At 47.7% G+C, this 22,248-nt stretch carries 21 protein-coding genes and 2 other annotated features; of the genes, 15 read left to right on the top strand and 6 right to left on the bottom strand.

Going from position 1 to position 22,248, the window contains the following annotated elements; translation table 11 throughout:
- Positions 1-147 precede the first annotated feature (147 nt).
- Positions 148-398, top strand: a binding site (T-box leader).
- A 156-nt stretch (positions 399-554) separates the two neighbouring features.
- The 5 genes from ilvB (at position 555) to leuB (ending at position 6,547) form a co-directional block, all read left to right on the top strand.
- Positions 555-2,300 (top strand): biosynthetic-type acetolactate synthase large subunit, encoded by a 1,746-nt coding sequence (gene ilvB, locus AB3351_RS15260; protein ID WP_371148010.1) that lies wholly within the window; start codon positions 555-557, stop codon positions 2,298-2,300.
- A gap of 1 nt (position 2,301) precedes the next feature.
- Complete coding sequence (ilvN, locus tag AB3351_RS15255) at positions 2,302-2,805, top strand: acetolactate synthase small subunit (protein WP_371148009.1); 504 nt, start codon at positions 2,302-2,304, stop codon at positions 2,803-2,805.
- 70 nt (positions 2,806-2,875) lie between these two features.
- On the top strand, positions 2,876-3,865 hold the full coding sequence (ilvC, locus tag AB3351_RS15250) for a ketol-acid reductoisomerase (RefSeq protein ID WP_371148008.1): 990 nt from the start codon (positions 2,876-2,878) through the stop codon (positions 3,863-3,865).
- A 33-nt stretch (positions 3,866-3,898) separates the two neighbouring features.
- Entirely contained in the window at positions 3,899-5,434 is a 1,536-nt protein-coding gene (locus tag AB3351_RS15245) for a 2-isopropylmalate synthase (RefSeq protein ID WP_371148007.1), read from the top strand.
- Between the two features lie 18 nt (positions 5,435-5,452).
- The gene (gene leuB / locus AB3351_RS15240) at positions 5,453-6,547 is read left to right on the top strand and encodes a 3-isopropylmalate dehydrogenase (protein ID WP_371148006.1); all 1,095 of its coding nucleotides are present in this window, start codon (positions 5,453-5,455) and stop codon (positions 6,545-6,547) included.
- Positions 6,548-6,607: 60 nt separating this feature from the next.
- On the opposite strand, the gene AB3351_RS15235 is transcribed toward leuB, so the two are convergent.
- Positions 6,608-6,982, bottom strand: a complete 375-nt coding sequence (locus AB3351_RS15235; RefSeq protein ID WP_371148005.1) for a sigma-w pathway protein ysdB — start codon at positions 6,980-6,982, stop codon at positions 6,608-6,610.
- 126 nt (positions 6,983-7,108) lie between these two features.
- Here AB3351_RS15235 and AB3351_RS15230 point away from each other — a divergent pair, with 126 nt between their 5' ends.
- Entirely contained in the window at positions 7,109-8,875 is a 1,767-nt protein-coding gene (locus AB3351_RS15230) for a B12-binding domain-containing radical SAM protein (protein ID WP_371148004.1), read from the top strand.
- 73 nt (positions 8,876-8,948) lie between these two features.
- Here AB3351_RS15230 and AB3351_RS15225 read toward each other — a convergent pair whose 3' ends face one another.
- Complete coding sequence (locus AB3351_RS15225; protein ID WP_371148003.1) at positions 8,949-9,155, bottom strand: DUF378 domain-containing protein; 207 nt, start codon at positions 9,153-9,155, stop codon at positions 8,949-8,951.
- A gap of 239 nt (positions 9,156-9,394) precedes the next feature.
- Here AB3351_RS15225 and AB3351_RS15220 point away from each other — a divergent pair, with 239 nt between their 5' ends.
- Positions 9,395-10,495: a M42 family metallopeptidase gene (locus AB3351_RS15220; RefSeq protein WP_371148153.1), complete on the top strand. Its 1,101-nt coding sequence runs from the start codon at positions 9,395-9,397 to the stop codon at positions 10,493-10,495.
- 74 nt (positions 10,496-10,569) lie between these two features.
- On the opposite strand, the gene sspI is transcribed toward AB3351_RS15220, so the two are convergent.
- On the bottom strand, positions 10,570-10,785 hold the full coding sequence (gene sspI / locus AB3351_RS15215; RefSeq protein WP_371148002.1) for a small acid-soluble spore protein SspI: 216 nt from the start codon (positions 10,783-10,785) through the stop codon (positions 10,570-10,572).
- A 138-nt stretch (positions 10,786-10,923) separates the two neighbouring features.
- On the opposite strand from sspI, the gene AB3351_RS15210 reads away from it, so the two are divergent.
- Both AB3351_RS15210 and AB3351_RS15205 read left to right on the top strand, forming a co-directional pair.
- Complete coding sequence (locus tag AB3351_RS15210; RefSeq protein ID WP_371148001.1) at positions 10,924-11,580, top strand: potassium channel family protein; 657 nt, start codon at positions 10,924-10,926, stop codon at positions 11,578-11,580.
- A 31-nt stretch (positions 11,581-11,611) separates the two neighbouring features.
- Positions 11,612-12,403 (top strand): TrmH family RNA methyltransferase, encoded by a 792-nt coding sequence (locus AB3351_RS15205; RefSeq protein WP_371148000.1) that lies wholly within the window; start codon positions 11,612-11,614, stop codon positions 12,401-12,403.
- On the opposite strand, the gene AB3351_RS15200 is transcribed toward AB3351_RS15205, so the two are convergent.
- Positions 12,400-13,113: a DUF2225 domain-containing protein gene (locus tag AB3351_RS15200; protein ID WP_371147999.1), complete on the bottom strand. Its 714-nt coding sequence runs from the start codon at positions 13,111-13,113 to the stop codon at positions 12,400-12,402. The two genes, AB3351_RS15205 and AB3351_RS15200, sit on opposite strands and share 4 nt — an antisense overlap.
- 231 nt (positions 13,114-13,344) lie before the next feature.
- Positions 13,345-13,570, top strand: a binding site (T-box leader).
- Positions 13,571-13,629: 59 nt separating this feature from the next.
- Between AB3351_RS15200 and pheS the strand changes: the two genes are divergently transcribed.
- The 4 genes from pheS (at position 13,630) to AB3351_RS15180 (ending at position 18,150) form a co-directional block, all read left to right on the top strand.
- A complete protein-coding gene (gene pheS / locus AB3351_RS15195) occupies positions 13,630-14,664 on the top strand; it encodes a phenylalanine--tRNA ligase subunit alpha (protein ID WP_371147998.1) in 1,035 nt (344 codons plus the stop codon).
- A 14-nt stretch (positions 14,665-14,678) separates the two neighbouring features.
- Positions 14,679-17,105, top strand: coding sequence for a phenylalanine--tRNA ligase subunit beta (gene pheT, locus AB3351_RS15190; protein WP_371147997.1), 2,427 nt, complete (start codon positions 14,679-14,681; stop codon positions 17,103-17,105).
- A gap of 146 nt (positions 17,106-17,251) precedes the next feature.
- Positions 17,252-17,569: a cell division protein ZapA gene (zapA, locus tag AB3351_RS15185; protein WP_371147996.1), complete on the top strand. Its 318-nt coding sequence runs from the start codon at positions 17,252-17,254 to the stop codon at positions 17,567-17,569.
- 8 nt (positions 17,570-17,577) lie between these two features.
- A complete protein-coding gene (locus tag AB3351_RS15180; RefSeq protein ID WP_371147995.1) occupies positions 17,578-18,150 on the top strand; it encodes a CvpA family protein in 573 nt (190 codons plus the stop codon).
- A 46-nt stretch (positions 18,151-18,196) separates the two neighbouring features.
- Here AB3351_RS15180 and AB3351_RS15175 read toward each other — a convergent pair whose 3' ends face one another.
- Positions 18,197-18,706, bottom strand: coding sequence for a PIG-L family deacetylase (locus AB3351_RS15175; protein WP_371147994.1), 510 nt, complete (start codon positions 18,704-18,706; stop codon positions 18,197-18,199).
- A 156-nt stretch (positions 18,707-18,862) separates the two neighbouring features.
- Here AB3351_RS15175 and AB3351_RS15170 point away from each other — a divergent pair, with 156 nt between their 5' ends.
- Positions 18,863-19,840, top strand: a complete 978-nt coding sequence (locus tag AB3351_RS15170) for a GNAT family N-acetyltransferase (RefSeq protein ID WP_371147993.1) — start codon at positions 18,863-18,865, stop codon at positions 19,838-19,840.
- A gap of 14 nt (positions 19,841-19,854) precedes the next feature.
- Here AB3351_RS15170 and AB3351_RS15165 read toward each other — a convergent pair whose 3' ends face one another.
- On the bottom strand, positions 19,855-20,748 hold the full coding sequence (locus tag AB3351_RS15165; RefSeq protein WP_371147992.1) for a LysR family transcriptional regulator: 894 nt from the start codon (positions 20,746-20,748) through the stop codon (positions 19,855-19,857).
- A gap of 122 nt (positions 20,749-20,870) precedes the next feature.
- Between AB3351_RS15165 and AB3351_RS15160 the strand changes: the two genes are divergently transcribed.
- Positions 20,871-22,160 carry an amino acid permease gene (locus AB3351_RS15160; RefSeq protein WP_371147991.1) on the top strand — a complete coding sequence of 430 codons (1,290 nt, stop codon included), beginning with the start codon at positions 20,871-20,873 and terminating at the stop codon, positions 22,158-22,160.
- Positions 22,161-22,248: the final 88 nt, after the last annotated feature.

Here is a 22,248-nt window from a genome sequence, read left to right as displayed (position 1 = left end):
TCGGTAAAAATGGACAGATAGAAAATACAATTTTGAAAATTTTATTTGTTTTTCGGGTTGACACTTGTTTTATCCATGTCTATAATTGCATGTAATATCACAAACGATTTAAACATTTTCACGAATTGAAAATTGAGCGATAAATAAGAAATAACGTCGACGGGGACGCGCATAGTGCCACTTCTTTACAGAGAGTCCGGGATGGTGGAAGCCGGATAAGAATGCCCTATGTATCTCACCCCAGAGTTGCTTTTCCGAACGAAGATGATTCTAGTAGGAATAGCCGCGAGACACGCGTTATGTGTCAGGGTTAGCCAGAGAGAGCTAACCTGCTGAGATTGCTGACCGCGAGGCGGCAATGAATTTGGGTGGTACCGCGAAACTCTTTCGCCCCAGGCTGACATGATGGAAGTCAGGGGATGAAAGGGTTTTCTTTATTTTTCATCTACTATATATGACTTCTGGACGGAGCGGTTAGACGTCCGTATCCTGTTCAGTATAAATTTTTAGACTATTTTAACAATGGGGAGATACGTAAAGAAGGAGGAAGTATCATGAGCACAGATACGGCGATGGTTGACAATCGAAAAGCTGCTCTGCCGCCAATCGAAATGGGAGAGAGCATGTCAGGGTCTGACATGCTGCTGCGCTGCTTATTATTAGAGGGTGTAGAACACGTATTCGGCTATCCGGGAGGAGCTGTTCTCCCAATTTATGACTCGCTTTATTCAAGCCATCTGAAGCATGTTCTAACACGGCATGAGCAGGGAGCGATTCATGCGGCTGACGGCTATGCACGAGCCACAGGAAAGCCGGGTGTAGTCATTGCCACTTCAGGTCCTGGAGCAACAAATCTTGTAACAGGTATTGCAACGGCGCATATGGATTCTGTGCCGCTGGTTTGTATTACCGGAAATGTGGCACAGAGTTTGATTGGTACAGACGCGTTTCAAGAGGCCAATATTACCGGGATTACGGTTCCGATTACAAAGCATAATTATTTTGTCCGTGATGTGAAGGATTTACCACGCATTATTAAAGAGGCGTTTCACATTGCAACAACCGGACGTCCGGGGCCTGTGCTTATTGATATTCCTAAAGACGTTAACAATGCGAAGGCGCCATTCTATTATCCGGAGTCGGTGAAGCTTCGTTCGTATAATCCGAATGTAAAGCCGAATCATCTTCAAGTTGATCGTATGGTAAAAGCGATTGCGGAAGCAAAAAAACCGGTGATTCTTGCAGGTGGCGGAATTATTGCAGCCGGCGCGGAGAAAGAATTATTGGAATTCGCCGAAAAAACGAACATTCCTGTTATTCCAACATTTATGGGGCTTGCGGGTTTTCCAGGAACGCATACGCTTTGTCCGGGGATGCCGGGAATGCACGGTTCATATGCATCGAATCAAGCCCTGTTGAATACAGATTTGCTGATTAATATGGGGGCGCGTTTCGATGACCGGATCACAATGGGACGGACAAATGAGTTTGCCGCGCAGGCGAAAATTGTGCATGTAGATATTGACCCGGCAGAAATCGGAAAGAACATCGACGCCTACATCCCGATTGTTGGTGATGTGAAGAACGTGCTGCTTGCTGCACTTCCGAAGGCGCAGCGGGCTGACTCCGATGAATGGGTAGCACAAATCCACGCATGGAATGCGGAGCACCCATATCGCTATAATCTCAGTCCCGAAGGTAACTTAAAACCGCAGAAAGCTATCGAGATCATGTATGAGTCAACCGGCGGGGACGCCATCGTGACGACAGACGTAGGTCAGCATCAGATGTGGGTGGCGCAATATTTCAAATTTAAAAACCAGCGCTCTTTCATCTCTTCAGGCGGCTTAGGTACAATGGGATTCGGCTTCCCGGCAGCGATTGGAGCGCAGATGGCGCATCCGGATAAGGTGGTCATCTCCGTGAGCGGGGACGGCGGCTTCCAGATGAATCTGCAGGAGCTTGCGGTTGTTGCCAACCATAAGCTTCCGATTAAGATTGTTGTTATTAACAACCGGTGTCTTGGGATGGTTCGCCAGTGGCAGGAGCTGTTCTATGATCATCGCTACAGCCAGATCGATCTGAGTATGAGCGTTGATTTTGTTAAGCTTGCTGAAGCTTACGGCATCAAAGGCTTGCGGGCATCGAATGATGAAGATGCGGAGCAAGTGTGGCAGGAAGCGATGAATACGAGCGGCCCGGTGCTTGTCGAATTTGTGGTGGAACCGGAAGAGAATGTCTATCCGATGGTAGCAGCCGGCAACACACTTGACCAAATGGTTCTGGGAGATGAGGAATAGCATGGAACAAAAACATACCATTTCAATTCTAGTGAATGACCAGCCGGGGGTTCTGACCCGGGTAGCGAATCTGATGGGACAGCGTGGCTTTAATATCGATAGCATCACCGTTGGCCAGTCCGAAGAACCGGGCTTGTCGCGGATGATCATCGTGACAAGCGGTGATGACCGGACGATTGAGCAGATCATGAAGCAATTCCATAAGCTCATCGATGTGCTCAAGGTGCAGCACTTAAGCAGTGGTGCTATGGTTTCCCGTGAGCTTGCACTTATTAAAGTAGAAGCAACACCTGCAACCCGCGCCGAGATTAACGGAATTATTGAACCGTTCCGTGCGAGCATTGTAGACGTAGGTCCCATCTCTCTTGTGATTCAGGTAACAGGAGATTCCGACAAAATCGATGCGCTGATCGAGTTGTTGATGCCATACGGTATTAAAGAGCTATCACGCACAGGTGTTACTGCCATCGGTCGGGGAACGCCAGCGCTATCACGCAATGCATAAGCAATATACATGACCAACGTTATCACCATATTTCAATATAAATAGCACACAAATAGGGGAGGAACTTTCCATGATCACAATGTACTACGAAAAAGATGCAAACCAAGAGCTTCTGCAAGGCAAAACAATCGCAATCGTTGGCTATGGCAGCCAAGGACATGCACAGGCCCAAAACCTGCGCGACAGCGGCATGAAAGTAGTCATCGGCCTGCGCAAAGGACGTTCTTGGGACCAAGCGGAAGCTGATGGATTCGAAGTACTGACAGTAGACGAAGCAGCGGCACGCGCTGACTTGATCATGATCCTGCTTCCAGATGAGATGCAGGGAAAAGTGTACAAAGAGCAAATCGAGCCGAACTTAAAAGAAGGCGCAGCCTTGTTCTTCTCACACGGCTTTAACATCCATTTCGAGCAGATCGTAGCACCAGAAGGCGTTGACGTTGTTATGGTTGCGCCGAAGAGCCCGGGTCATATGGTTCGCCGCGTGTATACAGAAGGCTTTGGCGTACCAGGATTGCTCGCTGTATACCAAGATGGAACAGGTAAAGCAAAAGAAATCGGCTTGGCTTATGCAAGCGGCATTGGCTGCACGCGTGCAGGTGTAATTGAGACAACATTCCGTGAAGAGACAGAAACAGACCTGTTCGGTGAGCAGGCGGTATTGTGCGGCGGTACGTCTGAGCTTGTAAAAGCGGGCTTTGAGACACTGGTAGAAGCAGGCTATGCACCAGAAATCGCTTACTTCGAGTGCTTGCACGAACTGAAATTGATCGTAGATTTGATGTATGAAGGCGGTCTTGAATACATGCGTTATTCCATCAGTGACACGGCTGAATTCGGTGACTATAGCATCGGTCAACGCATCGTAACAGAAGAGACGAAGCAAGAGATGAAAAAAGTATTAAAAGAGATTCAAACAGGTGAATTCGCTAAAAACTGGATCATCGAAAATCAATCTGGCCGTGCTGCATTCGGAGCGCGCCGCCGCATAGAAAAAGAGCATCAAATCGAGCAAGTAGGTAAGCAACTCCGTGAGATGATGGCTTGGATTAAGAAGTAAAAAGCAAAACAATAACTGTGGAGGTGGCTATAGATGCGCACGATCGAAATTTTTGATACCACCCTGCGGGACGGTGAACAGTCCCCGGGAGTCAACTTAAGCTCAAATGAGAAGATGGAAATCGCTCTACAACTAGAACGCCTGGGAGTGAACCGAATCGAAGCGGGGTTTGCCGCTGCCTCCCCGGGAGATTTGCAGTCCATTCGCGATATCGCGAAGCGGGTAAAAAATTCAACCATCGTCAGCCTGTCCCGTGCGAATTTGCAGGATATCGACAAAGCCTGGGAAGCATTGCGCGAGGCAGAGTCCGCTTGTCTTCATACCTTTATTGCAACTTCGCCGATTCATCGGCAGTATAAATTAAATATGTCGAAAGAACAGGTAATCGAGAGTGCGGTCGCAGCAGTGAAGCATGCCAGAAAGTATTTTGATCTGGTAGAGTTCTCATGCGAAGATGGCTCGCGTACCGAAATTCCTTATTTGATCGAAGTGGTGCAAGCGGTTGTAGATGCTGGCGCCCGCATCATCAATATTCCGGATACGGTAGGATATACTACCCCGGCAGAATACGGAAATATCTTTACCCAACTTCTAAATAATGTGCGAGGCATTGAAGATGTGAAGCTGAGCTGCCATTGTCATGATGACTTGGGAATGGCGGTAGCAAATACATTGGCAGCCGTGCAGGCAGGAGCGACTCAGGTTGAAGGCACAATCAACGGTATTGGTGAGCGTGCCGGCAACGCGGCGCTTGAAGAAGTGGCATTAGCGCTTGATACGCGTAAAGATTTCTATCAGGCAACAACGAATTTGAAGCTTGAAGAAATCGCACGTACAAGCAAGCTTGTCAGTCGCTTGACAGGCATGTTCGTACCCGGTAACAAGGCAGTTGTGGGTGCTAATGCATTCGCCCATGAATCAGGTATCCACCAAGACGGTGTATTAAAAGAAGTGACCACATATGAAATCATTCGTCCTGAACGTGTCGGTGTTAAGTCGAATCGTCTCGTGCTTGGTAAGCTTTCTGGACGTCATGCATTCAAGGATAAATTGGTCGAACTTGGCTATCAATTAAGTCAGGAAGAACTCAACGATGCCTTTACCCGCTTTAAGGATTTATGCGACCGGAAGAAAGATGTCAGTGACGAAGATATTGTCGCTTTGATCGATTCGAAGCTTGTTGATGTTCCGGAAGCATTTATTCTGGAGAACATTCAATTGTCATATGGAAATAATTCTGTACCGACAGCAAGCATCCGCGTGCGCACAGGCGCAGGAGAAGTGCTTGAAGAGGCGGCATGCGGCAACGGTTCTGTCGATTCGATCTATAAAGCGATCGATCGAGTTACGAATGAAGATGTTGTGTTAGAAGATTATAAGATCGTATCTGTTACCCACGGAAAAGATGCGCTTGGTGAAGTGTATGTGCGCCTCTCTCAGGGAGATTATACAGTGCAAGGGCGTGGCGTTAGCACGGATGTGCTGGACGCAAGCGCGAAGGCATATCTGCGTGCAGTAAACAAGTTAATTGCACGGAGAAGCGATGCGGTAGAAGAAGTCGTAATGTAGAGAGGAAGGAAGAGGAGCATGAGTCAGAACTTTACCGTTACCGTGCTGCCTGGAGATGGCATTGGGCCGGAAGTTACCGAGCAGGCGGTTAATGTGCTGAAAGTGGTTGAAGAGCTTGAGGATGTAAGCTTTACATTTGAATATGCGCGCCTCGGCGGGTGTGCCATCGATGAAGATGGCACGCCACTGCCGCAGGATACATTAGATAAAGCCCGTCGTTCTGACGCTGTACTGCTTGGTGCGGTTGGCGGTCCGAAGTGGGATAACAACCCGGCGCATCTGCGTCCGGAAACCGGTTTGCTTGGTATTCGCAAGGAGCTTGGACTATATGCTAACCTCCGTCCGGCATTCATGCTTGATTGCATGGTGAGTGTATCCTCGCTAAAAGAAGACATCGTCAAAGGTGTGGACCTGATGGTCATTCGTGAATTGACAGGCGGTTTATACTTTGGTGAGAAAAAACGCTATGAGACGGAGAATGGCGAAGTCGCTTCAGATGAGCTGATCTACCATGAGGATGAGATTGAGCGGATTGTACGCCGAGCATTCGAAGTGGCCCGCCTGCGCAGCAAGAAGCTGACGTCGGTAGACAAAGCAAACGTACTTGAATCATCCCGCCTCTGGCGTAAAGTAGTGGATCGCATTGCACCGGAGTATCCCGATGTAGAATTGCGCCACCAATTGGTTGATTCCTGCGCGATGGAATTGATTCGCTGGCCGAAACAATTTGATACGGTTGTGACGGAGAACATGTTTGGCGATATTTTAAGCGATGAGGCTTCGATGCTCACAGGTTCTATCGGCATGCTTCCGTCTGCTTCGTTAGCAGATGGCAACTTTGGATTATACGAGCCGGTGCACGGTTCGGCTCCGGACATTGCAGGCAAGGGCATTGCCAATCCAACAGCGACGATCCTATCCGTTGGTATGATGCTGAAGTATTCGTTCGGCTTAGAGAAAGCAGCAAACGCAATTGAACAGGCTGTTCATACGGTACTCAACTCTGGTGTCCGTACGTCTGACATTGCTGTGAATCGTGAGGAAGCGGTTGGCACGAAAGAAATGGCTGATAAAATTATTGCAGCTATGCGCGAAGTCTACGTGCAGGCGTAAAGAAGAAGAGCCGTATGGATTACAGTGCAAGCTGTGATCCGTACGGCTCTTTTCTATGTCTTATTCCCGATGTAAAAACTCCTTGATTGGCGTACCCCATTTAATTTCAGCATCTGGATAGCTCTCCCGGATAATTTCCGATATCTCAAAGAAATCATCGCGTGTAAATCCCTGGAGGCGATTTGGCTGTCGTGGGTGTACAGAAACTTTGATTACTGTAAATCGATCCTCGGTATTGCCGAGGTATTTTTCTCCTTCAAATAAAACTCCTTTATATGTCAACAATAAATTACGGCGTACATTATCGCCGTCATCAAGAAAAAACGTCTGCTTTTTTTCGTGTGCGGATAGAAGTTTTCGTTTTGGATTAAACGTATATTGAAACCACCATATAATGAAGCCGATGATTGCTAAAAGCAGCAGCAGACGAAACATCTGAACCCCTCTTTTCGTACAAAAGTATCCATCTACCTATTCTATACGGATTCATTAGAAAAAGGATGCAGAAAAATGCTATACTAGCACACAGACATTGATAATTAAAATGAGGGATACTATTTCATGAATGTACTTATTACGACGCTAAACGCGAAGTATATCCATACCTCGCTTGCACTCCGTTATTTAAAGGCGTTTTGTCAGGATGAATTTCCGATTGAGCTTGTGGAATATACAATTAAAGACCCGGCAATGAACATCGTATCGGATCTGTTCAGCAAAAAGCCTGATGTGATCGGATTCTCTTGTTATATCTGGAATATTGAAGAGACGATCCAGATTATCTCGATGCTAAAGAAAGTTATGCCGGGCGTGAAGGTAGTATTGGGCGGCCCGGAAGTTTCTTATGATGTCGATTACTGGATGAATCGTCTGAGTGATGTTGATTTTATTGTCGTGGGTGAAGGTGAAGAGACATTCCGTCATCTTCTACAGGAGATGAACGGAGATCAGAAATTTCATTTTGTCTATGGTTTGGCTTATCGTAAGGGAGAAGAGCTAGTCATCAACCCGCCGCGTCCGAAGCTTGACCTCAATGAGATTCCATCCCCGTTCTATTTCGCGGAAGATATGCCGAATCTTAGGAACCGGGTTACGTACTTTGAAACAAGTCGCGGCTGCCCGTTCTCCTGTCAATTCTGTCTATCAAGCATTGAAGTAGGCGTGCGGTATTTTGATATTGAACGGACGAAACGAGATCTGCTTCACCTGATTGAAAGTGGAGCTAAGTTAATTAAATTTGTTGACCGTACGTTCAACATTAAACGTGACTATGCGATGGAGATTTTTGAGTTTTTAATCAAGAATCATCAAGGCTGTGTCTTCCAGTTTGAGATTACAGCCGATATCATGCGGCCGGAGGTGCTTGACTATCTGGCAGAGCACGCGCCGCCGGGGATCTTCCGCTTTGAGATCGGCGTCCAATCAACGAATGATGTGACAAATGACATCGTCAAACGTCGTCAGAACTTTGCTAAGCTTACCCGTACCGTAACCAAGGTTAAAGAAAGCGGCAAAATTGATCAGCACCTTGACTTGATTGCCGGGCTTCCGGAAGAGGATTATATGTCATTTCGTAAGACGTTCAATGATGTATTTGCGCTGCGTCCGGAAGAGCTGCAGCTTGGCTTTCTGAAGATGCTGCGCGGGACAGGCATGCGCCTCGAAGCCCAGAAATACGAATATAAGTATATGGACCATGCCCCTTATGAAATGCTAGAAAACCGTGTCCTTCCTTTTGCAGACATCGTTCGCATCAAGCGTGTGGAGGACGTATTGGAGAAGTATTGGAACGCGCACCGTATGGATCACACGCTCTTATATTTGATTGAACGGGAGTTTGCGTCCGCGTTCGACTTCTTTCAGGAATTCGGTGACTTCTGGGAGGCAAGAGGCTGGTCGCGTATCGGTCATCAGCTAGAAGATTTATTCCGGCGCCTGCATCTCTTCCTCAGCGAGAGAAAGACAAGCAACCTTCCGATGATTGAAGGGTTGATGAAGTATGATTATTTTATGAACTATAAATACAAGCCGCGCAAAGTATGGTGGAAGCATCAGATTGATAAAGCGGAGCAATCCCGCCTGCTTAAGCTGCTCGCTCAGATGCCATCCGTTGCTGGAGAGGAATTCGCATCGCTTGGCCTTGATGAGAAGCTGCTGCATAAGCATACGATGCTGGAGATACTTCCATTTAATGCAGATGAATATATAGTGTCCGGTACGATGCAAGAAGGTAAAACCCTGTTGCTGGTCTATTATAACCCCGAAGGCAATGATAAGCCGTGTACGTATTTCATTCCGTTAGAGGCGCTGCGCAAGCTTCCTGCATAACAAAAGACCTGCCACTTCCAAGCTTTGTGAAGCCGGAAGTGAGGCAGGTCTTTTATTTAACTACGTGACAGTATTACATTCTTGCTTTTTCAGGGGCAAAGAAGAGCGTAATCGCATACACGCCGCTTATTCCTACCAACCCGTACACAATGCGGGAGAGCACAGCGTCCTGTCCGCCAAACAGCGCAGCCACTAAATCAAATTGGAAGAAACCAACCAATCCCCAGTTAATTGCACCGATAATGACAAGAATCAGTGCAATGCGCAGCAATGTGTTCATACGAATCAATCCCTCTTTCCGTTTTAGTTTAGCCTAAGACGTTCCTACGTAGGAATTGTAAGATAAGAGCGTTGTATAATTCATAAATACCACCATCACGTGTAAAATATTCATCTTTTGTAGAAAAATTTTATAATACTTGTCTAACTTAATGTGCATGCAATTATATATAGTATATGTGTAAAGTATGCGATAATAGAGAATAAGGAAGGAAAAGGTTGGCATTCTATAATTATGGTATGAAGACTGGAGGAACGATTGTGGAAGATAAAACGCTGCAAATGTATAAAGAATTGACAGAAACACCGGGCGTACCCGGCCATGAGCGTAAAGTCCGGGAAGTTATGCGCAAGTACATAGAACCCTATGCAGATGAAGTCACAACGGATAATCTGGGCAGCCTGTTGGCCCGTCAAGGAAATAAGGGACCAAAAATCATGGTAGCAGGCCACCTTGATGAAGTAGGCTTCATGGTTACGATGATTACAGATAAAGGCTTTCTTAAGTTCCAGCCGCTTGGAGGCTGGTGGGAGCAGGTTATGCTTGCGCAGCGCGTTGCGATTCAAACGAGGAGCGGCGTGATCGAAGGGGTAATCGGGTCCGTACCTCCGCATATTCTATCTCCAGAAGCCCGCAAGAAACCGGTAGACATCAAAGACATGTTCATTGATATCGGTGCTTCAAGCAAGGAACAAGCCGAAGAGTATGGGGTACGGCCGGGGGATACGGTTGTGCCGATATGTCCGTTTACAGTCATGACCAATCCGAAGATTATGATGGCAAAAGCATGGGATAACCGTGTCGGAATTGCGATGGCGATTCAGACGCTTGAACAGCTAAAAGGCGTGGATCATCCGAACACGGTATATGGCGTCGGTACCGTTCAGGAAGAAGTGGGACTACGCGGTGCTCAAACATCCGTATTCGCCGTGAATCCTGATATTGCGTTTGCTGTAGACGTTGGTATCGCAGGAGATACGCCGGGTGTCAAAGAAGGAGATGCCATGTCCAAAATTGGCGAAGGCCCACAAGTACTGCTCTATGATGCTTCCATGGTCGGCCATCCCGGATTGCGCAAGCTGGTAGTGGAGACGGCGGAAGAACATAACATTCCATTCCAATATGATGCCATGGCTCGCGGCGGTACGGATGCAGGACGTATGCATTTGAACGGGCAGGGTGTACCGTCCATCGTGATCGGCATCGCTACGCGCTATATCCATAGTCATGCAGCGATTCTTCATCGAGACGATATTGATAATGCGGTGAAACTGATCACAGAGACAATCAAAAAGCTTGATGAAGATACGGTTGCAAAAATCAAGCGCGGCGAATACTAAGACGATATCGCTATCAAGCAAAAGCCTCCCGGATGAATAGCCGGGAGGCTTTTGTCTATCACTCAACGTGCTGCCTATTGGACCTGCTGATGGATACATTCAATGATTTTACTTTTTTCTTGGTCATCTGCATCCTGCCAGAGCAGCTCAAAGAGCACGCCAAGACCAGGGAGGGTTTTCTCCTCGCCGCTGCTGATCGCATCCACAATCGTATGGCGTACGTCTTCCTTTGAAGAACCGTGCATATTCTGCATAATTGCAGCGCGTAAATTAAGGTTGGAGATATTCAATGGATTCACGCTCCTTCGTATAATAACAAAATCGTTTCGTACCATAGTTTCACCCGAACAAATTATTTTCATGCCTGTCGTGCAAAACGGAACGGGGATGATATAATAAGGAGCGAATGAATAAAGGAGTGGGATTGTATGGCAGCTCAATCATATGCAGTGATCGGAATGGGGCGTTTTGGCGCCAGTGTAGCGCAGGCGCTCTATAATATGGGATATGATGTAATGGTTATGGATGAGGACGAAGAACGCATTCAGGATCATATTAATATTGCAACGCATGCTGTGCAAGCCGACTCGACGGATGAACAGGCGCTAAAAGAAGTAGGAATAAGGAATTTTGACGTCGTGGTTGTCGCCATCGGTGCCGATATTCAAGCGAGTATTCTGACCACGCTAATCTTAAAGGAAATGGGCGTCAAAATGATCGTGGCCAAGGCACAGAATGAACGGCATGGCCAGGTATTATATAAAGTGGGAGCGGATCGTGTCGTATTCCCTGAACGGGATATGGGGCTTCGTGTCGCCCATAACTTAATCTCACCGAATGTACTGGACTTTGTAGAACTGGCAGAGGAGTACAGCATTGCCGAAGTGGCAGCCTCTGACGCAATGGATGGCAAGAGTTTGATTGAACTTGATGTACGTGCTCGCTTTGGGGTCAATGTTATGGCGATTAAGAGCGGTAATTCCTTTAATATCGCTCCGAACGCCACTGATACGATTCATGAAGGCGATATTCTTATCGTGATCGGACATAATGACGATTTGAAAAAATTCGAAGAAGCGTCCTGAGCGCTAAGATAGATAAGATAGGAGCATCAGCATGGAAATCATTGTTTCAGTACAGAATCCACGGGTAAAGGGATGGGCGAAGCTGCATGCGCGCAAAGAACGGGAGCGCACAGGCTGCTTTCTGCTGGAAGGTACACACTTGGTGGAAGAAGCATGCCGGGCGAATGTACCGCTGGAAACGGCGCTTGTAGAAGAAGGAGTAGAGGTGCCAAGGTGGCTTGAAGAATATGTGACAGCCCAACCAGAAACATCATTGGTTTATGTAAATCGCCCCGTATTGGAGAAAGTAGCGGAAACGAAAACGCCGCAAAATATTATAGCGGTTGCTAAAATGCGCAATGTACGTCTAGAAAGGCTGCCGGAACAATGCTTGCTGCTTGTGCTTGATAAGCTGCAGGACCCGGGAAATGTCGGGACGCTCATTCGAACGGCAGATGCCGCCGGCTTCGATGGGGTAGTCATCGGAGAGGGAAGTGCGGACTTGTATAACAGTAAGACGATCCGCTCCACAATGGGCTCATTGTTTCATCTACCCATATGGCAGGAGAATGTCTCGTCATTTATCGCCCGGGCCAGAGAGCAGCATCCACAGCTGCGGGTGATTGGAACCAGTCTGACAGAATCCAAAATGTATACGGATATCTCCTATGCAGGAGATGTCGCGCTTGTCATTGGTAATGAAGGAAGCGGCCTTTCTGCGGAAGTGCTGGCTCAATCTGATCAGAATGTCATCATCCCGATTCATGGACAGGCGGAATCGCTTAATGCAGCTATTGCAGGTTCCATCCTCATGTATGAAGCAGTCAGGCAGCGTACAAACTAAGTATGCTGCCCTTCGTCTTTAGCGCGCTTCATATCTTCTCGCATATTTTGCCATTGGTCACGAGCGGCCCGCACCATTTGAGGTTCATTGGCTTTCAGTGGGTGTTCAATAACGCGTGAGAAGAAGCGTAGTGCCTGGGTGTAATCGCCTGTTTGTCTGTGCAGCTCTCCGATGAGATAGATGAGTTTGAGTTCGGACATACCGGCTCGTACATAATCACCTTGTTCATAGGAAGATTCGTATTCATGGAGAGCGAGTTCGATGAATCGCAGCTCTTCTGCTTCTTTTTTCTGATAACGGTAGAGCCAAGCAAGACGTAGACATAATCCAGCCAGGACACAATGAGGTTCATGGCGAAGTGTAGCTGAAAAGATCGCAAGTTTATAGGTGGCTACCGCTTCTTTAATATTGCGGATGCCTGTATAATCTTTTTCCGTCCAGTTTGCTGTTACTTTCTCTTGGATCAGCGCTTCAAGCTGGGGCGGTATCTCTTTGCGGAATTGTTCATTAAATGAATAGCCGCAGCGCGGACATACAATGACATGATATAGAATCGGATTCTCCGCCTGATCCTCATAATATTCGCAGAAATCAGGATCGCGCTTATATGGATGACTTCGTCGTAAGCGCGCTTTTTTACTTGTAAACTGATTTTCGCAATGGGTACAGGTGAACTTCTTATCATAGAGGATGGTATCTAGTCGACTCATGCGTAGCTCCTTTAGGTAAATATAATAAAGTTCATAAGGCCTATTATCATATAATCACAATTGTTCTTTCAGACATACCAATATGCTGGGTGTCTTATGTATAGTATATGCCATAATGCATTGTAAAGGTAGGAAAAAATACATATGACAGTATTTTGGTATGCTTGCATGTTTTCTTCATATCGTATATAATTTATCATCAAATAGATTGACTTACATAGTATGTAGGTAATAAAAGCGCAGACGGAGACAAGTACGTGAGATGGACACTCCCAGGGAGAGAATGCCGTGACTGGAAGCATTCTTGAGACGGTTCTTTCACCGAATTCACTCCTGAGCTGGCCCCTGAACATCAAGAGTAGGGGGTACCGGAACTTGTCCGTTATCAAGCAGCAAGATGGGAATCGGAGCAATCCGTTCTCAAACAAGGGTGGTACCGCGACCTCTCGCCCCTTATCGGGTGGGAGGTCTTTTTGTATTTCTGTATATATTGAGACTTATAGGGAGGGTTATGCAGTGCGCGAAAGATTAGAAGCTTTAAAAGCCGAAGCGCTTAAGGAATTAGAACAGATCGAGCAGACGGCACAGCTACAGGAGCTGCGCGTCAAATATCTCGGCAAAAAGGGTCAACTGACAGAAATCCTGCGCGGCATGGGAAAGTTATCTGCTGAGGAGCGGCCGATTATTGGCCAATTGGGTAATGAGGTACGTGCTGCCATTGAAGATAAGCTTGAAGAAAAGAAGGAAGCGGCAGAGCGTGCGGAAATCGAAGCGAAGCTTTCTAGCGAGACGATTGATGTTACCCTGCCAGGCCGCAGCATACAGATGGGAAACCGTCATCCGCTGACCCTTGTGTCGGAGCAGATCGAGGATATCTTCTTAGGCATGGGTTTTACCGTTGCGGAAGGACCAGAAGTCGAGACGGATTATTATAACTTTGAGACGCTTAATCTGCCGAAGGATCATCCGGCACGCGATATGCAGGATTCATTCTATATTACCGAGGATATTCTGCTCCGTACGCATACATCCCCAGTACAGGTTCGCACCATGGAAAAAATGAAAGGCGACGTTCCGGTTAAGGTTATCTGTCCGGGCCGCGTCTATCGTCGTGATAATGATGACGCCACCCATTCGCATGTATTCAATCAGGTGGAAGGGCTGATGGTTGGCGAAAACGTGCGCATGAGCGACCTCAAAGGCGTATTGCTGAACTTTGCCCGTCAGATGTTCGGTGAAGGCACTAATATCCGCCTGCGTCCAAGCTTCTTCCCGTTCACGGAGCCAAGCGCAGAAGTGGATGTATCATGCAGTATATGCGGCGGGAAAGGCTGTCGGGTATGTAAGCATACGGGCTGGATTGAAATTCTAGGTTCCGGTATGGTTCATCCGCGGGTACTTGAGATGGCCGGCTATGATTCAGAGAAGTATACGGGATTTGCATTTGGAATGGGGATTGACCGGATTGCCATGCTGAAGTACGGCATTGATGATATTCGCCATTTCTATATGAACGATGTACGCTTCCTAAAGCAGTTTAATCGGGTATAAGGGAGGAGAAGGTAATGAAAGTTTCATATAACTGGTTGGCACAATACGTAGACCTATCCGGTATCACGCCGGAAGAGCTTGCCGAGAAGCTGACTCGCAGCGGTGTAGAGGTCGATGCGGTAGAATACGCAGATCAAGGCGTAACGGATGTTGTGGTCGGATATGTAGCTGAGAAGGCGAAGCATCCGGATGCTGATAAGCTTAATGTTTGCCAGGTAGATGTAGGCAGTGGTGAACTGCTGCAAATCGTCTGTGGCGCCAAGAATGTAGACGCCGGGCAGAAGGTTCCGGTGGCGGTGGTTGGAGCCAAATTACCGGGCGATTTTAAAATCAAAAAAGCAAAGCTGCGTGGTGTCGCATCCAACGGCATGATCTGTTCTGCAAAAGAGCTTGGCATAAATGATAAGATGATGCCCAAAGAAATTCAAGAAGGCATCTTGGTGCTGCCGGAAGACGTAGAGATTGGACAGCCGATTCATCCGGTGTTAGGGCTTGATGATGTCGTACTTGAACTTGGGCTGACGCCGAATCGTTCAGATTGTTTGAGCATGACAGGGGTGGCATACGAAGTGGCCGCGATCCTTGGTCGAGATGTGAAGCTTCCGGCAGCGAATGTACCGGAAGAAGCTGCGTCCATTCAAGGTAGGGTTGAGATTGCGATTGAAGCAAAAGAGCAGTGCCATCGCTATATGGCACGTATGATTTCAGGCGTGAAGCTTGGGTCATCTCCATTATGGATGCAGAACCGCTTGATGGCAGCGGGTGTTCGTCCGATCAATAATGTGGTGGATATTACTAACTATGTAATGCTTGAAACGGGTCAGCCGCTGCATGCATTTGATTATGCTAAGGTGGAGGGCGGCCGTATCGTGGTTCGTCTTGCGAAGCCGAATGAAACCATCGTTACGCTTGATGATGTGGAGCGTACGCTTGATGAAGAGATGCTGTTGATTACAGACGGAACAAAAGCCATCGGTATTGCCGGTGTTATGGGCGGTGCCAATTCCGAAGTAACGGAAGCGACAGAGACGATTCTTTTGGAATCGGCGCATTTTGCTGGTTCGTCCATTCGCAAAACTGCGCGCAAGTTGGGTCTGCGTTCGGAAGCAAGCCTGCGCTTCGAAAAAGAAGTGGACCCGCAAGCAGTGGAACGGGCGCTAGATCGGGCAGCAGCGCTGATGGCTGAATTAGCGGGTGGTCAGGTCGCCTCAGGGAAAGCGGATCAAACAGTCACGATCCCAGAACCGAAGCAGGTTGAACTGAAGCTCTCTCGCTTAAACGGTCTGCTTGGTACAGAGCTGACGCTTGGTGACGCCGCTTCTATTTTTGAACGCTTGCAGTTTGCATATAAAATAGAAGGGGATACCATTTGTGTATCGGCACCGACACGTCGTCAGGATATTACGCGAGAGGTCGATCTGATTGAAGAAGTCGCGCGTCTGTACGGATATGATCATATTCCGACGACACTGCCATATGGAGACAATACACAGGGAACGCTCACACGGGAGCAGATGCTGCGCAGAACCATTCGCCAGGTATTGAATGGTGCAGGTCTCGATGAGGTAACGGCATATTCGTTTACACACCCTGACATGGCGCATGATTTCGCTACGGTATACCGTGAAACAAAGCCGATTCCGCTCGCAATGCCGATGAGCGAAGAACGCAGTGTGCTTCGGGTTAATTTGCTGCCTCATTTGCTAGAGACTGCAGCGTATAATTTGAATCGCAAAGAGCGGAACCTGGCACTGTTTGAGATGGGGAAAGTATTCTTAACGGATGAAGAATCGCTGCGGACGCTTCCAGAAGAACGCCTGACACTGGCGGGTCTTCTGACAGGAAACTGGGTAGGACCGCACTGGCAGCAGAAAGGTGAGCCGGTTGATTTCTACTTAGTCAAAGGCATTCTTGACGTATTGCTGAATCGTCTTGGAATTACAGGAATTGAGTATCGTCCTGCCAAAGATCTGGCAGGTATGCACCCAGGAAGATCCGCTCACATTGTCCTGCAGGACAAAATGGTAGGCTATGTAGGGCAGGTACATCCGGCTACGCAGCAGAAATATGACATAGACGAGACATATGTATTCCAGTTGGATGCCGATACATTGCTCGCTATGGCAACGATGCATCAGGGAATGATGCCACTGCCGAAGTATCCGGCAATTAGTCGTGATATCGCGGTTGTTGTTGATCGTGACGTAAGTGCGGGCGATCTGCAAAAGGTGATTGAGAAATCAGCTGGACAATGGCTGGAGTCGGTTCGAATCTTTGATGTGTATGTAGATGATAGACTGGGCGAGAATAAGAAAAGCATTGCGCTATCGTGTACGTATCGTGATGTAGAGCGCACATTGACTGATGAGGAAGTGCAGGCTGCACATAGTACCGTAGTAGAGGCACTGACGAATGAGTGTGGCGCAGAATTGCGCGGATGAGTGATGGAAGAAGGAGGAGATGCTTAGGTGCGTCTCCTCCTTTTTTCTTGTTTGCACTTTTGGTATTCTTTTCGATTCCCCGCCTTTCTTTATTTGTGGTATTGTGTAGAATATAGTTATGTACAAGGACGTGAGGAGGACGTAGTGTGTCAGGACAGAACAAAGAACGCGTAGTCGTTGAAATATATGGGCAGTACTACACTATGAAAGGCGACAGCAGCTCGTCACATATGCGCATGGTTGCAGGGTATGTAGATGATAAGATGCGAAAGATTGCTTCGGCAAATCCGCGCTTGGATACGAATAAGCTAGCTGTGCTGGCAGCATTGAATATGGCGGATGAGTATTTTCGGCTGCGGCTGGAATATGAAGAGCTCATTAAGCTGCTAGAGGAAACGGCCCAGGAGAGTGATGAGGAAAACGAAAAGGCAGATGGTGCAGAAGGCAAGATAGATAAGGAGTAAGGGACAGCATGAATATCTTAGATATTGTTGTACTTGTATTGTTGCTGGTTAGTATATGGCGCGGATATAGGACAGGATTGGTCGGACAGCTTGTGCGTGTCGCAAGCGTAATCCTTTCGCTTATGGTGGCTTTTATGTATTACCGACCTGTAGCTGCACAGCTTGCGGAGTGGTTTCCGCTCTCCAAAGTACAGGCCAGCGGCTCATTTGAAGCTGTAGCGGGATTTCCAATTGTACAGCAGGCTCTATATAATATAGTGGCATTTGCTTTGCTAGCGTTTGTTGTAGGGCTTACTGTTCGCCTTATAGGAGGATTTTTGGACGGGATTACCCGCCTGCCCGGCATATCCCTGTTGAATCGTCTGATTGGTGCTGTGCTGGGTCTTGTCAAAAACGGTTTGATTTTGTTTATTATTTTGGCAGTGGCTTCCCTGCTGCCGAATCCAACTGTACAGCAGTCGCTTGAACAATCGTTTTTTGCTTCGTATGCCCAGAGTTATTCCTCTGATATGATGGAGTGGGTAAAAGAACTAATGCAAAATCCATTATCGTCACCAAACGATGGCGGCAACTTTTTATAACAATGGCTGCAATAAAAACGCCTGCTGATGTATACAGCAGGCGTTCTTATTTAATTTTTACCGAGCGGGCCTTAATCCAATACTGGCTGAGCTGCTCAAATGCATGCAGTTGACTTTGGTAAATCTCGCTAATTTCAAGCTTTTTGCGCAGAATGTGCATCTCAAGTACTTCATTGAGCGATAAATCAAAAACGTACAGATTATTTTCAACCAGGTTGTGCATCACTTCTGATACCGCTTTATGTTCCGGATGGCCGTACTCACCCTGTAGATTATGTGTCACGATTTTTTCGTATGTGCGTTCATGCAGCACACGGCGCAAATCTTTTTCAAGGTGGGGACGATTGATATGCTCTGTCCATGCGTCTTTGTATGTCCAGATTTCATATTCTGCACCGAATGCTTCCATCGCTTTGGCAAATTCCTGTGAACGTTCTGGATTGTCCCCCTCGGTTATGCACACGACCTTCCATCCCTTCTCCTGCAGCAGTTCATCTCCGCCAAACATGGTCTCATCATCCGGATGAGCAACAACCATAAGTTTGTTTATTTTCATATTGAATACACTCCTCTCCTTTACTATCGCAGAAGTCGAGCATATAGAATCTTACCCGATGTATAAGTAGAAGCAAACATCAAAGGTTATACAGGTAAAAACGGAGGTAGAAGCGATAGAAGAGAAACGATTATAAGCAATGGAGGGAACGCTAAGGTGGAACACATTGAAATACGTTCGATACAAAGCCGGCATGAACAAGCTAAAGTCTATGAAGTCCTAGAAGCCGCATTTCCTGAAGATAAAGCGTTCTTTATAGAGCGGCTGGAAGCAGAGCCTGCCTATAATCCGGAGACGACATGGATCGCAAGTATAGATGGGAATATCGCCGCCTCGGTGCAGATTTTTCCTTTTGATATCTGGTATGGAAAAAGGAAACTATCTGTGGCCGGTATTGGGAATGTAGCTACTCACCCTAATTATAGAGGCCGCGGCTTAACCCATCAGATTCTGCGCCGCATGCTTGCTTGGATGGAGATGCAAAAGTATGACCTGTCCTTGCTATTTACCGGTATCCCGAGCTTTTATGAAAGGATGGGGTGGATACCGATACAAGAGGCCGTGCATACAATTGAGCATAAGAGTAGGGATGAGGAAGATGGGCGAGCGGGCTTTTTTGAACACCTACAGATTCATCCGTTCACTGTGGAAGATAAACCGGATGTACGACGCTTGTATAAGGCATGCAGTCAACGCTATGGAGGAGCGCGTGTCCGCTCAGAAAGCTATTGGGAGCAAGCGATTTTTAGGAGAATAGGGACCAAGCTTACCGCATTGGTGGCCAAAAGAAATGAAAGGCCCGTTGCCTACCTTCTATATAAAAAGGAAGCGGACGGGCTCTTTATACAAGAGTTGTGCTGGGAGCCGCAAGCGGATAAGGCGGTAGTTGCTTTGCTTGAACGAATCAAGGAACAAGTCAGACTCGTATTCCCGCATCAGCAGAAGTCGATGATGTGGGAGCGTCATTTTACTACCCGGACAATATATAAATCAGAGGCGATGTGGCGCGTCATTACCAGGGAGTCATTGGCCGAGAAAACAGGGATGGAAGTGGGAGAGAAGACTGACGAAGAGATGATTCATTCTTTATTTGCCCCCTCTACGTTCTTGTTCTGGCGAGCGGACAAATTCTAAGCACGAAGGCTTGATTAATTCCATGAACGGGCATGAGTCTCAACGAGCATAAGAAATTCCTGCAGGGCGGGAGATATCCATTTCTTCTTATGATAGGCCAGTTGTGTGGCCACCCTGCAGGACTCATCATTCCAGTTCAAGGCTCGCAATGTACCGTCCGCAATTTCCTTTTCCACTGTGATCCACGGGAGGAAGGAGAGGCCGAGTCCGGACATGACGCAGTTTTTAATCGCTTCAATGCTCCAGAACTCCAGATCTGAAGCCGGAAATACGCCGCAGCTATTCAAGTGCCTCTCAAACAGTGTGCGATAACTGCAGCCCGGTTCGGTATGCAGCAGCGTCTCCTCCTTCAAATCCTCTCCGGTAATGGACTGCCGCTTGGTAAGAGGATGATCCGGCGGCGATATAATCGCCATTTTTTCCATGACAAGCGTTTGGATTTCAAGATCGTGTTCAGTAGTCTCAGGTTCAAGCAAAAACACGACATCAAGCTCCCCGCTGCGGGCAAGACCCCGCAGCTCCCAGCATACCCCTGGCCGCAGCGTAATTTTGACTTGTGGATAGCGTTTTGTATATTCGCGAATGATGGCAGGAAGACGAAAAGCAGCAAGTGATTCAGGTGCACCAATGGTTAGCGTGCCTGCTGGAACGGTGCTGGTTGTCAGAGCCTGCACGGCTGCATCATGCAGCTCAATCATCTGCTGCGCATAAGGCAGCAGCTTCTCGCCTGCTGAAGTTAAGAGCACCTTCTTGCCCAGGCGGTCAAACAGCTTCATCCCCAACTCTTCCTCCAACGCTTGAATTTGGGCGGTCACGCTCGATTGAGCATACGAAAGGATGTCGGCTGCTTTCGTAAAACCTTTAACCTCCGCTGCAACTTTAAACGTATGCAGATGGCGCAGTTCCATTTTACACCTCTTCCATCGGTTTTTCAGATCGATTTCATCATATCTATCTGTTTTACTGATTCATTTATTATCTGCTACGATGAGAACAAAAGCAAGCAGAACAATGGAGAAGGGGTCAGGAGATGGAAGCAAAACAAAAAACAGTAAAAACAATTGGATTGACGCAGGCAATCGCGTTATATATTGGTGCAGTACTCGGTTCCGGTGTGCTTCTGGTGCCGGGTCTTGCCGCAGAGATTGCTGGACCTGCATCGCTTCTGGCATGGGGATTAATGACGCTGCTCGTCCTGCCGATGGCGCTTGTGATGGGGCTTCTGTCGGCTACGTTTCCCAATACGGGCGGGGTTGCTTACTTCGTAACGCGTGCATTTGGACCGAGAGCGGGTGCTTTGACTGGATGGTTTTTTCTTATGTCGGTTCCGATTGGAGCACCGGTAGCAGCACTGACGGGTGCAGGCTATATGACCGCATCCTTCGGTTGGGGAAACGGTGTAAAGGTAGGTCTAGCTGCCTTGATGCTCGTTATTGGGCTGGTATTAAATTATTTTGGAATGAAGGTAGCGGGACAGATCCAGGTAGCGGTTGTTATCGCGATCGTCTGTGTGCTGCTTCTTGCTGCGGTTGGCTCGGTACCTTATATTGACGCTGCCAATTTTACACCGTTCATGCCGCATGGCTGGATCAGCATAGGACAGTCCGCTGCTATTCTTTTCTGGTGCTTTATCGGTTGGGAGGCGGTCTCGCATCTCTCGGAGGAATTCGTTGATCCACAACGGGAAGCGATCAAAGGTGTAATCATTGCTGCTATATTGGTTGGCGTTCTCTATTTTTTAACTGCGGTGGCAACCGTAGGCACACATAGCTATGGTGCATCCTCCTCGGCCGCTTCACTTGTACTCGTCATCGAGCGTCTGTTAGGCAACGTAGGCGCTCTTGTGGTGGGGATAACCGGTATGTTTATTTGTACAGCAACAATTATCGCTTATGTGGGTGCGGCCTCTCGCCTTGCCGGCGCTTTAGCGGATCAAGGCCAGGCACCGGCGGCATTAGGAAAGGTGTCGGCACGCTATCATACACCGGTCGGCGGTTTGTTTTTTCTTTTCGGCTGGTTTGTGCTTGTGCTTGGGCTGTATGGTACGGGTACCGTATCTTTGACTACGCTCATTCAACTGCCGAACGCGACATTTATTCTAACGTATCTTGGAGGCTGTGCCGCAGGCATAAAGCTGCTGCAAAAGAGTCGCCTAGGCCTCTCGATCAGTTGGGTTTCCTTTGTGCTTACACTGATCATTTTTCCGTTCGTTGGCTGGTCCGTATTCTATCCGATTGCGATTACCGGTATTTTTCTATGGGCGCAGCGTTATATGCAGGAACCGCAATCAGAAAAAATACTAGTAAAATCCGAATGCTGACAGTCGCGGAGGAATTCTCCTCTTCTTGCATGAGGTGGTATAATAGCAGAGGAACAAGATGTGTGTCACTGTTATGGACACAGAGAGG

The organism is Aneurinibacillus sp. REN35 (genome assembly GCF_041379945.2).
In the GTDB taxonomy this organism is placed as follows: Bacteria; Bacillota; Bacilli; order Aneurinibacillales; family Aneurinibacillaceae; genus Aneurinibacillus.
Note: the sequence above shows the minus strand (reverse complement) of the source record. Positions and strands in the feature narration are given on the sequence as shown.

Excerpts from the sequence above, each read along its gene's own strand:
- ilvB (WP_371148010.1), top strand. The coding sequence starts at position 555 with ATGAGCACAGATACGGCGATGGTTGACAATCGAAAAGCTGCTCTGCCG.
- ilvN (WP_371148009.1), top strand. The coding sequence starts at position 2,302 with ATGGAACAAAAACATACCATTTCAATTCTAGTGAATGACCAGCCGGGG.
- ilvC (WP_371148008.1), top strand. The coding sequence starts at position 2,876 with ATGATCACAATGTACTACGAAAAAGATGCAAACCAAGAGCTTCTGCAA.
- AB3351_RS15245 (WP_371148007.1), top strand. The coding sequence starts at position 3,899 with ATGCGCACGATCGAAATTTTTGATACCACCCTGCGGGACGGTGAACAG.
- leuB (WP_371148006.1), top strand. The coding sequence starts at position 5,453 with ATGAGTCAGAACTTTACCGTTACCGTGCTGCCTGGAGATGGCATTGGG.
- AB3351_RS15235 (WP_371148005.1), bottom strand. The coding sequence starts at position 6,982 with ATGTTTCGTCTGCTGCTGCTTTTAGCAATCATCGGCTTCATTATATGG.
- AB3351_RS15230 (WP_371148004.1), top strand. The coding sequence starts at position 7,109 with ATGAATGTACTTATTACGACGCTAAACGCGAAGTATATCCATACCTCG.
- AB3351_RS15225 (WP_371148003.1), bottom strand. The coding sequence starts at position 9,155 with ATGAACACATTGCTGCGCATTGCACTGATTCTTGTCATTATCGGTGCA.
- AB3351_RS15220 (WP_371148153.1), top strand. The coding sequence starts at position 9,395 with ATGAAGACTGGAGGAACGATTGTGGAAGATAAAACGCTGCAAATGTAT.
- AB3351_RS15210 (WP_371148001.1), top strand. The coding sequence starts at position 10,924 with ATGGCAGCTCAATCATATGCAGTGATCGGAATGGGGCGTTTTGGCGCC.
- AB3351_RS15205 (WP_371148000.1), top strand. The coding sequence starts at position 11,612 with ATGGAAATCATTGTTTCAGTACAGAATCCACGGGTAAAGGGATGGGCG.
- AB3351_RS15200 (WP_371147999.1), bottom strand. The coding sequence starts at position 13,113 with ATGAGTCGACTAGATACCATCCTCTATGATAAGAAGTTCACCTGTACC.
- pheT (WP_371147997.1), top strand. The coding sequence starts at position 14,679 with ATGAAAGTTTCATATAACTGGTTGGCACAATACGTAGACCTATCCGGT.
- AB3351_RS15180 (WP_371147995.1), top strand. The coding sequence starts at position 17,578 with ATGAATATCTTAGATATTGTTGTACTTGTATTGTTGCTGGTTAGTATA.
- AB3351_RS15175 (WP_371147994.1), bottom strand. The coding sequence starts at position 18,706 with ATGAAAATAAACAAACTTATGGTTGTTGCTCATCCGGATGATGAGACC.
- AB3351_RS15165 (WP_371147992.1), bottom strand. The coding sequence starts at position 20,748 with ATGGAACTGCGCCATCTGCATACGTTTAAAGTTGCAGCGGAGGTTAAA.
- AB3351_RS15160 (WP_371147991.1), top strand. The coding sequence starts at position 20,871 with ATGGAAGCAAAACAAAAAACAGTAAAAACAATTGGATTGACGCAGGCA.